Genomic DNA, 13,158 nt, shown 5'->3' with positions numbered 1-13,158 from the left:
GCTGCGTGTCAGGTGTCGAGGCTTTTGTAGCCGCGGCGGACATAGAGAAGGGATTTGCCGGGATCGGTCATCCGAAGGTCGGTTACGGTGCCGACGATGATCGAATGCGTACCCATTTCGGTGACTGAATAGACTTCGCAATCGACGCTGAGACGCGCGCTGTCGAGGGCGGGGCAGCCAGTGGCCAGACTTGTCCAGTCGCCTTTCTCGAACCGTTGCGGCATGTCCAGCTTGTCTCGCCCGGCAAAGGTGTCGGAAATTTCCTCGTGATCGTCGCTGAGCGTGTTGAGGCAGAAGCAGCGGTTTTCGAGAACTGCGCCATGAATGCGTGTTTTCCTGTTCAGGCAGATCAGAATGCTGGCGGGCTCGTCGCTGACCGAACAGGCAGCCGAAACGGTTGCCCCCATTCGGCCGCCGGGGCCGTCAGTGGTCACCACGTGGACGGCTGCAGCAATCCGGCTCATGGCTTCCCGAAAAATGGCGGTCTCCAGAGGAAGCCTGTCCTGGTCTTCGGATTCTGAAGAGGTTGGGGACATCAAGTCGGCTCCTGGGCGGCTCAGCGGGAATCATTCGTCTGTCGGACGCGGACGGGAGTTTAGGCGGCCACGGAAAGGATGCCTAGACCATGCTGTGCTCGACACGAGGCAGACGGGTTTTTCTGATATTTCAAGGTCAACACCTTATGAACGCGCGTCGGAAGGTCTCGTAAACCCATCCAACCGAAGTCTTGGGCCGGAAAGCTCATGAATTCATATGGGGCAGGTGTTCCGCATTTGCCACCTACGCCACAAGTGCGGATTGAGCTGCGGACCGGGCCGCGCTAGGGGTAGGGGGCGATCACCGGATCTTGGGGAGACGAATGACCTTTCAGCAGTTTCTGGCCAGTGCTGGCCTCCTGGCTTACAGCGTCGTTGCGACACCTGCTGTCGCCGACATCCGGATCGCTGTTGCCGGGCCGATGAAAGGGCAGTTTGCTGCTTTCGGTGAAGAAATGCGTATCGGCGCTGAAAGGGCGGTTGCCGATCTCAATGCGGCCGGCGGGGTCAATGGCGAGACACTGGTGCTGGAAACCGTCGACGATGGTTGTGATGCGGACCAGGCTGTGGCCGTGGCCAACCAGTTGATCGGCAGAGACGTTGTCTTTGTTGCCGGCCATCTTTGTTTCAGCAGCTCTATTGCCGCCGCTGAAGTCTATGCCGGTGCGGGGATCGTTCAGATGTCACCGGCAACGACCTTGCCGAAATTCACCGATGAGCGGCAAGGCGAAGGCATTTTTCGTCTCGCCCCGAGGGATGACCGGCAGGCGGACGTGGCCGGCAAGTTGCTGGTGAATGAATTCGGCGACAAACGAATTGCAATTCTGCATGACAAGACAGCCTACGGCAAAGGTCTTGCCGACGCGGTCAAGGCGGTCGTGAACGAGCTGGGAACCAGCGAGAGCATGGCGCTGGGGTTTGACGCAGGCGGTGACGATTTCCGCAGCCTCGTATCGCAACTGAAGCTTCAGGCTGTCGATGTTGTTTACCTGGGCGGTTATCACCCGGAAGCGGGGCTGATAAAGCTGGAGATGGACCGTCAGCGGTTGGGCGCGGTGCTGGTGGCCGGTGATGCACTGATGACGGAAGACTATTGGTCCGTAACAGGTGAGGCGGGGAATGGAACCTTGCTGACCTATCCGGAGATTCCCCGGGATCGCCCCGAAGCGCAGGAACTGGTTGCTGATCTGGAAGCGGCGGGAGGTTCCGCGGATCGCTTCACATTGACGACCTATGCCGCAATTCAGGCCTGGGCACAGGCTGTCGAGGTCGCTGGTGGTACGGCGTTGCAAGGCGTGGCGACTGCTCTTCAGGAAGGAACCTTCGACACGGTGCTCGGAGATGTTACCTTCGACGGCAACGGTGACAGCAATCTGCCGGACTACATAGTCTATGAGTGGCGCAATGGTGTGCCAGAAGCCCGCTAGATCTGCCCCATAATGCAAGAGCACGCGGCCCTTGCAGGCACGCGTGCTTCTCAGGAATACAAGGCAAATGGTGTAGGTCAGCTACGTTTTCCGGTGCCTCTGATCTCGAGATTGACCTTGTCGGCGTAGATTGGCAAACCGGCATCCATGCCGTAGAGGCTGCGGAAAAACCCGCCTGACACTTCGAACCCGACCTGACCGTTGGCCTTGCTGTCGGTAATCTTCACCGAAAGCTTGGTGCGTTTCTGCTTACCGCGAAGGTTCAAGACACCCTCGACTTCTGCCGTGTTCTGGCCGGTAATATGAACCCGGGTGCTCTGGAATGTGGCCACCGGGTGGTTGGCGACATCAAACATGGCCGAACTCTTCAGAAAACCTGTAACCTTGTCGTTGTTCGTGTGAACACTTCTCAGGTCGACCTTCACGACCACCTGGCTCTTCTCCGGGCGGTTTTGGTCCAGTGTCATCTTGCCGGATACGGTCTTGAATTCACCCGTGACAGGGCCGCGTCCGAGGACCCGGACAGAAAAGCCGGTCGCCAGTTGAGCCGGTGACAGCAGGTAGGTGCCAGTCAGGGATCCGGCGAATGAAGGCAAAGGTGCCGCGGCGAGTGCGACAAGACAGGCGAAGGTTGCGACGGTTTTTCGAAAGGGGCGTTTGAAGCCGCGTGTCGTGGCAGATGTTTGGGTCATTCGACAGGTCCTTGAACAAGATCAACGATGCAACTGGTGCGGCCATGTTCCGCAAGTTTTAAACTCAGGCTCTCTCTTCGAGCCATGGACGCACTATCTCATGAGGCTCCGTCAGACGCGGTGACGCCTGTCACAGGCAAAGATGCGATTGTTCGACCGGTATTCGCTCACCCCCAGATACCAGTTGGCTGGCCGTATTGTCTCTTCACGTTGGAGTGCTGATTAACCTTTTGGTAAGAAAATAGGCCTGTCCCGGTTCTTTCAAGGGAAGGGGCAAGGTAATCTCGGCGCAACTGCATGGAGTTTGTAATGTGTCTGGTCTCCTTGTTCCGCGTTTTCATTCCTTTGATGATGCTTGTTGCAATCAGTGTTCCGCCAAAGTCTGCCGATGCCGCCGAAGTGGTGGGCTTCTCGGATGCCCGCTTTCGCGCCGGAACAATCGTGATAAAGAATTCCGAAAAGCGGCTTTATCTTGTGCTCGGCGCCAACAGGGCGATCCGCTACAAGGTTGCAGTCGGCAAACGGCAAAAATCCTGGACCGGACAGGCATTCATAACGGCTAAATACGTGAAGCCCGACTGGGCTCCGTCGGACGAAGTCCGTCGAGACTTTCCGCATTTGCCGACGGTCATTCGCGGTGGCGCGCCCAACAACCCGATGGGCGTTGCCGCCATGACGCTGTCCAACGGAAACTACGCCATTCACGGCACCAACCGGCCGGGCTCCATCGGGCGCGCGGTTTCGTATGGCTGCATCCGGATGGCCAATCACGACATCGAGGACCTGTTTCAAAGGGTAACGGTTCGCACGCCTGTGGTGGCATTGCCGTGAACCAGCCAGGTGCATTCGCTGGCTAGCCGGTAACTGGCGAGGAGATCAGTCTTACCTGTCCCGCTTGCCATTGCGTCCGGATGACGGTGCCGACCAGGCATTTTCCGGGGGTTTCTTCCGGTCCAGATAGGTTCCCAGCATCAGGACGACACCCAGCAGCAGGCAGCTTGTTCCCGCGAAGAACAGTTCGAACGGGGCCTGCTCGGAGGGGGAAATCTGCATTTTATGAAGCACGACCGTGCCGATGATCATGGGCAGCAGGTAAAGAGCAAGCGCGGTGAACTGACGGTAGAAATTTGATCTGCCTGGTTGCATCACGCTCTGGAAAGGAGCCTGATTGCGCATCTGGACCAGGAGGTCTACCGACACCAGCCACATGCCGAATTGCGTGATCATCGACAGTTCGTTCCCCCACAGAAAGAACGCATAGACAGTTTCCGCAAAGCCGAAGGACAATACGGCCAGGCACACAGACACCAGGAGCAGCCTGACGACAGTATGCCGTTCCTGGGAAAGCTCGAAACTGAAGCAGCAAAACAGGAAGAGAGCCGTTTCAATCGAGAACCGGCCGTACATATTGATCGATTCCAGTGAATGGGACAGCCAACTGTCGGCAAATAGAGTGATCTGATCCGGAAACAGGGCCTCGGCAATACGAAGGCCCGAGAGCAGGATCATCAGGCAGCACAGGGTACCCCTGAGCCAGACCGAGCGCGCCCATTGCAGGCGAAAGAAGATAGCTCCGGCCAGAATGAGAAAACCAAGTGCCGTGATTGGATGAGTAGACGGCTTTGGGCCGGAAAAGGGATCGCCGGAAGAAAGATAGACGTTGTGTCCCAGACCAAACAGGATGACGAGCAGAAGCGAACAGCCAATCACTTGATGGTACACTGTTTTGTCGAGATCCTGATTATTGTTCCTGGTCATAACGCGGCAGCAAATTCAAGAAGTAACGTCTGTTTTACACCACAAAAGTGTAGCGCAGTTTAATCGCGTTTTCGAGGTCAAGTTCATGCGGCAGCGCACACCCTGCCGCAGAGGCAGCATGTCGCATTTAGTTTCATGAAATTGAATATATGGTGGGTCCGAGGCCTGCAAACGACCTCTCAAATGACCCTGTCAACTTCTAGTGCCCCAACACGAAGCTGGCAGGGTCTATTTGTTCATGCCGTCATTTTGAAGCAGAAAATCACCTGCTTCCAGCCTGCATGAAACCAGGCCAGTCAGGCACCGTCTTCCAGACTTTTGAGTGTCAATTGGACACGTCTGCGCAATGGGCTACCAAACTTACGATTTCAGCCAACGCTTCGGATTGGCACTGCTGTCGCGACCGCCTGAACCCGACAACGCAGCGACAAGATCGGCAACCGCGTCGAGTGAATGAACCGCTCGGAATTCGTCCACATTCGGCAGCATGGCGCGGATACCCTTTGCCTTTGCTTCGAAGCCTTCGAAGCGCAGCAGGGGATTAAGCCAGATTAGTCGACGGCAAGAGCGGTGCAGCCGGTCCATTTCCCGCTCAAGATCCTCGTCCGTATCGCGCTCCAAGCCGTCGGTGATCAGCAGTACGGTCGGCTGTCCCGACAGGACGCGGCGAGACCAATGCCGGTTGAAATCATGCAGTGCAGAGGCGATGCGGGTGCCTCCCGACCAGTCCTCGACACCTGACGAGCAAGCTTCCAGGGCCTCGTCAGGATCCTTCATGCGCAATTGTCTCGTGACGTTCGTCAAACGCGTGCCAAACAGGAATGTGTGTACATCCCGCCGTTCCACGGTCAGACCATGCAGGAAATGCAGCAAAAGCCTGGAGTACTGGCTCATGCTTCCGGAGATATCGCAAAGGGCGACAAGCGGCGGCCGTTTTTCCGCCGGCTTGCGGAACTTCAGGTCAATTATGTCACCACCGGCCCGCATGGAGGCGCGCAAGGTTCGGCGTGGATCGACTTTTCCTCTGGACGCCGGCTTGAGGCGACGAAGCCTGATCTTGTCCAAAGGCATTGTCATGGCCCTGAGCGCCAGCTTGGCTTCGGTAATTTCATCCGACGTCATCTGGGCGAAGTCCTTGGTCTGCAGCAATTCCTTGCCGGAGACAGTGAACTTTGCATCGATTTCGATCTGGGGAACGGTTTCCTCTGCGACCCGCTCTTGCGCTGCCTGAAACGCCTGCGAGACCCGTGTCTGGCCGGCCTTCGGTTTTTCAGGCTCACCTCTGGGCGGGGCGACCGGCGACAGGATCGCCAGCATCTTCTCGATCAATCCACGGCTTTGCCAGTAGATCCGGAAAGCCTCGTCGAACAGCACCTTCTGTTCACGTTTGCGCACGAAGACCGCATGCAGTGTCCAGTAGAGGTCCTCACGGCTTTCGATGCCGGAGACTTCCACGGCCGCAACCGCATCCACCACGGAGGCGGGGCCGACGGGAACGCCCGCCTTGCGCAGCGTTCGCGCGAAATAGACGATGTTGTCCGTGATCCGCGATCGCAACTCAGGAGAGGGTGTCATTGCAGCCTCCCGGATGAGTGCGATGGGCCCCTTGTGGTCTTGTCACCTGCTCAAACCGCCGGCATGGATTGCTGGTGCGGAGCGTCTTTGCGGATGTCGTCGATCATCTGGCGCACTTTGGAGCCGCGGACGCGTTCGATGTCGTCCTGGTATTTCAACAGAACGCCAAGCGTGTCGGATGCCATGTCCGGATCGAGCGCCATTTCGTTGAGTTCGGAAAGAGCTGTCGCCCAGTCCAGCGTTTCGGCGACACCGGGTTGCTTGAAAAGATCCTCGTCGGCACGCAGCTTCTGCACGAAGGCAACCACTTCGCTTGCAAGGCGCTGGGCGGCACCGGGAACCTTGCGGCGGACAATCTCCAGTTCGCGCTCGGCATCGGGATAGTCGACCCAGTGGTAGAGACAGCGGCGTTTCAGGGCATCGTGAATTTCACGCGTGCGGTTGGTGGTGATGATGACGATGGGCGGCTCTGCTGCCTTCACGGTGCCGAGCTCGGGAATCGTCACCTGGTTATCGGCCAGAACTTCCAGAAGAAAGGCTTCGAACGCTTCATCCGCCCGGTCGAGTTCGTCGATCAAAAACACCGGCGCGCCTGCCAGCGAAGGTTCGAGAGCCTGCAGCACGGGGCGCTTGATCAGGAAGCGTTCGTCGAAAATCGATTTGGAAAGCTCGGAGTGGTCAGTATCGCCGGCTGCTTCCGCGACACGGATTTCGACCATCTGAGCGGGGTAGTTCCACTCATAGACAGCGGAGGCGACGTCGAGGCCTTCATAGCATTGCAGGCGGATCAGGTCTCTTCCGAGAGTCGACGACAGGACCTTGGCAATTTCCGTCTTGCCGACACCGGCTTCGCCTTCCAGAAACAGGGGGCGTTTCATCTTCAGGGCCAGATGCAGAACGGTGGCAAGCGACCGGTCGGCCACGTAGCCCGCCTGATCCATCAGGGCGAGAGTGTCGTCAATGGAAGCCGGCAGCTGGTTCATGTTTCCTCCGGTGAACGGGTGGTGATCCCGGTTATATAGAGATACTGGCGTCGAGAACATTGGTGTTGAAGGCACATTTTTCGTGGCCACCGTGTTCCCCCTAATGGGTTTCTGTTTTCGAACCTTCTATAAAAGCGAAACTGATTCAAGGGAGGGAAGTAGAGTGTCGCGCAGCAAACCGTTTTTTGGTGTCGCCGTCATCCTGTTTGCAGCATCGTCCGCCCTGGCTTCTGACGGAGCTTATCCGACGGATCCGGTGAGCGTTGCGACCGGCCGGGAGCTGGCGGAAATCCATTGTGCTACCTGCCATGCAGTCGGCCGGGACGACCAGAGTGCACAGGCCGGTGCGCCCGCCTTTCGTGATCTTTCCAGCCGGTATCCGCTGGAAAGCCTGGAAGAACCATTGGCGGAAGGCATCGTGACGGCACATGACAACATGCCGGAATTCGCGCTGGAGCCGGATGACATCGACGCCTTTCTGGGGTATCTGACCACCATCCAAGTGAAATGATGCTTTTTGCAGCCCGTGGCTCCTGTTGTTAGCAGTGCCTGTCGAGTGCTGCTAAATTGCTGTTTTTAAACAGTAAATATCCAAAAGTCGGGTTTGGTTAACCAGATTTCCGTGACAATCTTTCTTTGCACAGAAGAAAGGATTGGCATGAAAACCAGCTCTGACTTTGAAAAACGCCTTCTCGGCTATGGACTGATGACGGCGGAAATCCTCTACCGTCTGCCTGATCATCCGAAGTTGCTGCAGAGTTTCCTGTGGCAAACGGAAGACCTGGCGCCGAAATTTCCCGAATTGACCAGGTTTCTCGTGTTCTGGGAACGGGAGATAGAAGGTCGCATCCATTCCGTTCGCGTCGCGCATCAGACTCTGATCTCGCCGGTTGATTTCCGCTACGCGGACGGAGAAATCGTGGTGCACTGAGATGAGCGGGACAGGAATCAGCGCGCGCTGAGGCCAAGTCCTTCGCCATCACGCATGACGGCTTTTGACTGAGGGGTGAAATCGGATCCGTCCCCCTCATGCAATACGAACCCCGGCATCAGCCGCAAGGGGGCCTTGCTGGCGCGAACGGCGCGCAGCAGAACACGTGTTGCTGCCGCTTCCTGCCTTGGACGAAGCGGAATGACTTCGATTGCGCCGAACCGGCCCTTGAGAACGCTCAACAGTTCCTGCAGACCGTCTGCCCGAAAGATGACGGTCAGGCTGCCGCCTTCCTTGACAATATCCGTTGCGGTTTTCGCCCATGGCTCCAGTCCCCGGTCATCGAGCATATGCGCGCCGGCACGAGCACTGTTGGGCGATGCCCGGAAGCGGTCCGCCTCATAGTAGGGCGGGTTCATGATGGCATGGTCCGCCATTGCGGGGGTGAGACCGGCTGCGTGGCGCGCACTTCCCTTGGCCGTAATATCAGCTTCCAGAAGGGAGACACGGCTGGAAAACGCGCCATTGGCGGGGTCTTCAAGGCCGCGACGGGCGAGTGCGAGCACGGTCTCGTCTATATCAACCAGCGTTACCTGAATTTCCGGCAAGCGCGCCGCGGCACAAAACCCGGCGGTGCCGACACCCGCGCCAAGGTCGATGACATGTCCCCGGGTACCATCCGGCAGGGCCGCGGCCAGATAGACCGCGTCAAGGCCCGCCCTGTGCCGGCCACGCTTGGGCTGATGCACATAGACCTTGCCGCCCAGAAAGGCGTCATGGGTCGTTCCCTGAGATGTGCATTCGGTGCTGTCCGTCGGCGAAGTCATGTCAGGCCCGGCCGCTTTCCGGACGCAGTTCATGTTCCAGACCGGCGTCTCGCGCCAGCTTGCGCGCCATCTGGATCTGGTCTGAATCGACAAGAATGCGGCGCGGGATCATGGCCAGCGAACCTTCCAGAATGCTCATATTGCCGTCTGCGACAAAATGTTTGATGCCGGCATCTTCAAGAATCGATTCCAGAAAGGAAATCAGGACGGGATCGTTTGTTCTGACTAGTTCTTCCATAAGATTCCCGGCGTTAGCGGTCCATGTCCTGCGGTCGAACAGAAAGCCTCATCCGACCCGTTTACAGCAAAACCAGCTGATTGCGGCATTTCAACAGTTTGTCAATGGATTGGCGGCTTGCCCCGAAGGCGTTCGCAACATATTGTCCGCACAAATATTCAGGGAGTGCCATTAGTGGCCGTTGTTGCAACTTATACAGACGATCAGCCGCGCCGTCCGAGCATTCAGTCGCTCGTTGATCTGGTGTCCGGCGGCATGGGCGAGGTCAACGATCTGATCCTGTCGAAGGCAGGATCGAATGTTGAATTGATCCCGGAAATCGCCAAACACCTGATTTCCTCAGGCGGCAAGCGGCTCCGGCCGATGCTGACGCTGGCCTGTGCCGAGATGTTCGGCTACCAGGGCGATGGTCATGTCACGCTGGCGGCCAGCGTGGAGTTCATGCATACCGCCACGCTGTTGCATGACGATGTCGTGGACGAAAGCGACATGCGTCGGGGCAAGCTTGCAGCGCGCAAGCTCTGGGGGAACCAGGCAAGTGTTCTTGTCGGCGACTATCTGCTCGGACAGGCCTTCAAGATGATGGTCGATGTCGGTTCGCTGGAAGCGCTGCGCATCCTTTCCACGGCATCCGCAGTCATTGCCGAAGGCGAAGTGCTGCAGCTTGGCGCTGCAAAGAACATCGCCACGACCGAAGCAGACTATCTGCGGGTGATCGAGGCTAAGACCGCCGCTCTGTTTGCCGCTGCTGCCGAAGTCGGCCCCGTGATTGCCGGGCAGTCAGTCGAAATGAAGCGGGCCGCGCGGACCTACGGCATGGAACTCGGCTATGCGTTCCAGCTAGTTGACGACGCGCTCGACTATGGTGGCTCTTCCGCAGATCTCGGCAAGGATGTCGGCGATGATTTCCGCGAAGGCAAGATCACGCTGCCGGTGGTGTTGGCAGTTGCCCGTGGCACTGATGCAGACCGCGACTTCTGGCGACGTTGTCTGGAAGGCGAGGAAATCCAGGATGGTGATCTGGAACAGGCCATCGAGCTTTTGAAGAAATACGACGCCTTGTCTGAAACGGTCGAGCGGGCGAAGGACTACGGCAACAAGGCTCTTGCTGCCCTGGACACGTTGCCGTCCGGTGCGCACAGCGATGCGCTTGGTGATGCTGTTGCGTTCTGCATCTCGCGTGTGAGCTAACGCTTACAAGTATTTGTTTTTCTGATAAAATTGAAATGCCGCCATTTTTGAAATGGCGGCTTTTTCTTTGTTCTTTAAAAGCCGACTCTGCGTTTTGTCAGGAGAGCGGCCCGGAGGCGATCCACCAGTCGGGATGGCTGCTGCGCAATGCACGTTCGACGTCCATGGCGGCATTCAACTCACACAGGCCGAAGCAGGTCGCACCGGAGCCGGACATCCTTGCAAGGTCGATGCGGGTATCGGCTTCCAGCTCGGAAAGAACCTGACCGATTTCAGGACACAGAGCCTTGGCCGGGTCCTGCAGATCGTTGCGGCAGCTTGCCAGATAGGCGACCAGCGAGGCCAGCGTTTCAAACTTTTCCGGCATGAGATCCATGGGAGCGTTGTCCCGCTGTTCCATGGACTTGAAGACTTCCGGAGTGGATACGCCGACCCTCGGGTTTACAAGCACGATACCGCAAGGCGGAAGGTCCGGACCGGCACTCAGGTCGCCGCCGATGCCGCGCATGATCTGGGGTTCTGGAAACAGGCAAACCGGTACATCCGCCCCAAGCGTCAGCGCCAGTGCGTGCAGATCTTCCTCGGCTAGATAGGTGCCGGTGAAGTCCTCCAGAAGGCGCAAGGTGGTAGCGGCATCGCTGGAGCCGCCACCGATGCCGGAAGCCACAGGCAGGCGTTTGGTCAGTGTCAGACGAACCTGTGGAACATCAATACCGGCCTTTTCGGCGAAGCTGCGCACGGCCTTCAGGATAAGGTTGTCTTCGACCGGGCCCGTCAGGTCTCGCGCAAACGGGCCTTCGACTTGCAGGTCGAGCTCACCGGCAGCTTCTATTGCCAGTCTGTCGCCGATCTGGGGGAAGACCACGAGCGAATCCAGCAAATGATAGCCGTCCGGCTGCTGACCTGTAATATGCAGTGCCAGATTCACCTTGGCCCGGGCCAGCTCCACCCGGGGGGAAGACTTTGAGGCGAGGGCCATGGGTGTGTCCGGTTAGCCGCCGTTTTTGCCGGTCTCGGCTTTGGCGGCATCCGTTCCCGGAACCTCCTTCAGGCCTTCGGCAATCTTTTCCAGAATTTTCGGCAATTCCTCTGCGTCCGGACCCAGGTCGCGGGCGTGGTTCCACTGGAACCTTGCCTCGTTGCGACGACCAACCATCCAGTAGGCATCGCCCAGGTGATCGTTGATGACCGGATCCGCCGGGCGAAGCTCGATAGCCCGCTCGAGTTCCTTCACCGCTTCTTCGTAGCGACCAAGACGGAAATAAACCCAGCCAAGGCTGTCGACGATGTATCCGTCTGTTGGCCGCAGTTCGACGGCTTTCTTGATCATGCCCAGGGCTTCATCCAGCTTCAGACCCTGGTCGACCAGGGAATAGCCGAGATAGTTGAGCACGAGTGGCTGATCCTCGTTGAGTTCAAGCGCCTTGCGGAAGTCGGCTTCAGCAAGTTCCCATTTCCCCAGTCTTTCCCGGGCGATACCGCGGAAATAAAGCATCAGCCAATGCTGACTTTGCAGTTCGGAAATGGTGTCGATGCCCTTGGTGTAGGTTGCCTCGGCGTCCTCGTAGATTTCGTGTGCACGCAGAATGTTGCCAAGTGCGATCACGGCTTCAAGATCCGAGGGATCCTGTTTAATCAGCTCTTCAAGATGGCTTCGGGCTTCATCCACCATCTCCAGGGCATTGTAGTTCATGCCAACCTGGATTTCGGCTTCGCGCTTCAGCACGCTGTCATCGGGCACCATCATCAGGGCTTCGATGGCCCGTTCCGGCTGCTCCATCCGCTCAAAGACACTGCCGAGAGCAATGGCTGCAAATTCGGCCTTCGGATCGAGGTAGAGCGCAAGCTGCAGATAGGAGGTGGAAAGCTCTTCACCGCCATCGCGGCCGATTACGGCACCAAGGCCATAGAGGATTTCCGCCATGCCGGCTGCCGGATCAGTAACGAGCGGCGGAATGATCTCACCGCTGCTGATAGCCTCGCGGGTCTGGTCAAGCTTGGGGTGACCGCGGAATTGCGCATCGTATTGATCGAGCGCATCAAGTGCTTCCTTCTGGCGTCCGTTGGCGGCCAAAAGGCGGGTGTAGGCGTCCACGACGCGCAAGGCACCCTGGTCGATGGCATAGGCGCTCTCGGCGGCTTCCAGTGCTTCCTGGTTACGCCCGGCGGCAAACAGAAGATGTGCCTTGTGGGTGGACTTGAACACTTCGAACCAGTCCGGTCCCTCAAGTCCGTCAATCATCGCGACGGCTTCGTCGATCTTGCCGCTGCCATAAAGCGTCCAGGCGCGGGAGATGCCGATGGAAAGCTGCGCGAGCGGGCCGTTCCGGCCCCGCTCAAGTTCTTCGTTGGCTTTTTCATAGCGGCCATCCAGCATCTCCTGCGCACCGAGCGTCAGCTGCGCGAGGAAATTCTGCAGACCGGCGCTTTCCAGCTCCTTGGAGTAGACAACGGCCTGTTCGACATCGCCGTTGGCCAACTTCAGGAGGAAGGTGCGTTCGAGCAACATCGTATTGCTCGGGTCGGCGGCAAGGGTTTCTTCGTAAAACGCCGCTGCCTGGGCGTAGTCTTTCTGAAAACCGGCGAGGCGGCCGGAAAGGTAGCTGCCGGACAGCGTGAACGGCAGATCGGACGGTGTGCCAAGAGTTTCCGGTTCGGTGCTCGTTTCGGCAAGTGCGGTAGCGGGAAGAAGGGCGAGCACGCTGACCAGCGCAAGCAGTTTCCGGCGGAGAGGACTGCGATCCCTGATCGAAACGGCACCGGTCGGATTTGTCATCATTGTTCGCACTTCTGTCCCTGAATCTGGTGGGTTTACTGCTTATTACCTTTGACAATGGCGTCTTTAAGGCTGACCGGCAAGGCGCCCGGGATAACTTTCTGCGGGTTTAAATCCTTTTGATTTTGCTCAACGTCGGAAATGCTAAGACTTACGACCAATCATAACCGGTTTCGCTGAAAAAGGGCTTGAAGACAAGCAGTTGCCGTAGCAGGAATGTGCGG

Annotated in this window: 14 protein-coding genes; 5 read left to right on the top strand and 9 right to left on the bottom strand. The window is 57.9% G+C overall.

Going from position 1 to position 13,158, the window contains the following annotated elements:
- Window positions 1-8: 8 nt before the first annotated feature.
- Window positions 9-536, bottom strand: a complete 528-nt coding sequence (locus Q666_RS48915; RefSeq protein ID WP_023001030.1) for a flavin reductase — start codon at window positions 534-536, stop codon at window positions 9-11.
- A 323-nt stretch (window positions 537-859) separates the two neighbouring features.
- Here Q666_RS48915 and Q666_RS48910 point away from each other — a divergent pair, with 323 nt between their 5' ends.
- Window positions 860-1,963: a branched-chain amino acid ABC transporter substrate-binding protein gene (locus Q666_RS48910; protein WP_023001031.1), complete on the top strand. Its 1,104-nt coding sequence runs from the start codon at window positions 860-862 to the stop codon at window positions 1,961-1,963.
- A 77-nt stretch (window positions 1,964-2,040) separates the two neighbouring features.
- Here Q666_RS48910 and Q666_RS48905 read toward each other — a convergent pair whose 3' ends face one another.
- Window positions 2,041-2,655, bottom strand: a complete 615-nt coding sequence (locus Q666_RS48905) for a YceI family protein (RefSeq protein WP_023001032.1) — start codon at window positions 2,653-2,655, stop codon at window positions 2,041-2,043.
- Window positions 2,656-3,006: 351 nt separating this feature from the next.
- On the opposite strand from Q666_RS48905, the gene Q666_RS48900 reads away from it, so the two are divergent.
- Entirely contained in the window at window positions 3,007-3,486 is a 480-nt protein-coding gene (locus tag Q666_RS48900) for a L,D-transpeptidase (protein WP_286133815.1), read from the top strand.
- A gap of 51 nt (window positions 3,487-3,537) precedes the next feature.
- Here Q666_RS48900 and Q666_RS48895 read toward each other — a convergent pair whose 3' ends face one another.
- The 3 genes from Q666_RS48895 to Q666_RS48885 all read right to left on the bottom strand — a co-directional run bounded on the left by Q666_RS48895 (window position 3,538) and on the right by Q666_RS48885 (window position 6,971).
- Complete coding sequence (locus tag Q666_RS48895; RefSeq protein WP_152533345.1) at window positions 3,538-4,377, bottom strand: hypothetical protein; 840 nt, start codon at window positions 4,375-4,377, stop codon at window positions 3,538-3,540.
- A gap of 396 nt (window positions 4,378-4,773) precedes the next feature.
- Window positions 4,774-5,988 carry a VWA domain-containing protein gene (locus tag Q666_RS48890; RefSeq protein WP_031269296.1) on the bottom strand — a complete coding sequence of 405 codons (1,215 nt, stop codon included), beginning with the start codon at window positions 5,986-5,988 and terminating at the stop codon, window positions 4,774-4,776.
- 50 nt (window positions 5,989-6,038) lie between these two features.
- Window positions 6,039-6,971 carry a MoxR family ATPase gene (locus Q666_RS48885; RefSeq protein ID WP_023001036.1) on the bottom strand — a complete coding sequence of 311 codons (933 nt, stop codon included), beginning with the start codon at window positions 6,969-6,971 and terminating at the stop codon, window positions 6,039-6,041.
- Window positions 6,972-7,134: 163 nt separating this feature from the next.
- Between Q666_RS48885 and Q666_RS48880 the strand changes: the two genes are divergently transcribed.
- Together Q666_RS48880 and Q666_RS48875 are read left to right on the top strand one after the other, a co-directional pair.
- Window positions 7,135-7,482: a cytochrome c gene (locus Q666_RS48880; protein ID WP_023001037.1), complete on the top strand. Its 348-nt coding sequence runs from the start codon at window positions 7,135-7,137 to the stop codon at window positions 7,480-7,482.
- Window positions 7,483-7,629: 147 nt separating this feature from the next.
- On the top strand, window positions 7,630-7,902 hold the full coding sequence (locus tag Q666_RS48875; protein ID WP_031269297.1) for a Usg family protein: 273 nt from the start codon (window positions 7,630-7,632) through the stop codon (window positions 7,900-7,902).
- Between the two features lie 17 nt (window positions 7,903-7,919).
- On the opposite strand, the gene Q666_RS48870 is transcribed toward Q666_RS48875, so the two are convergent.
- On the bottom strand, window positions 7,920-8,729 hold the full coding sequence (locus Q666_RS48870) for a methyltransferase (RefSeq protein ID WP_023001039.1): 810 nt from the start codon (window positions 8,727-8,729) through the stop codon (window positions 7,920-7,922).
- A 1-nt stretch (window position 8,730) separates the two neighbouring features.
- Entirely contained in the window at window positions 8,731-8,967 is a 237-nt protein-coding gene (locus tag Q666_RS48865; protein WP_023001040.1) for a DUF2007 domain-containing protein, read from the bottom strand.
- A gap of 255 nt (window positions 8,968-9,222) precedes the next feature.
- Here Q666_RS48865 and Q666_RS48860 point away from each other — a divergent pair, with 255 nt between their 5' ends.
- Entirely contained in the window at window positions 9,223-10,158 is a 936-nt protein-coding gene (locus Q666_RS48860) for a polyprenyl synthetase family protein (protein ID WP_205838387.1), read from the top strand.
- A 97-nt stretch (window positions 10,159-10,255) separates the two neighbouring features.
- Here the strand turns inward: Q666_RS48860 and Q666_RS48855 are convergent, their stop codons facing one another.
- Window positions 10,256-11,137, bottom strand: a complete 882-nt coding sequence (locus Q666_RS48855; protein ID WP_031269298.1) for a 4-(cytidine 5'-diphospho)-2-C-methyl-D-erythritol kinase — start codon at window positions 11,135-11,137, stop codon at window positions 10,256-10,258.
- Window positions 11,138-11,149: 12 nt separating this feature from the next.
- A complete protein-coding gene (locus Q666_RS48850) occupies window positions 11,150-12,937 on the bottom strand; it encodes a tetratricopeptide repeat protein (protein WP_023001043.1) in 1,788 nt (595 codons plus the stop codon).
- Window positions 12,938-13,158 lie beyond the last annotated feature (221 nt).

Origin of the sequence: Labrenzia sp. C1B70 (genome assembly GCF_000475395.1) — a bacterium.
GTDB classification, from domain to species: Bacteria; Pseudomonadota; Alphaproteobacteria; order Rhizobiales; family Stappiaceae; genus Roseibium; species Roseibium algicola.
This window is presented reverse-complemented; position numbering and strand designations above follow the sequence as displayed.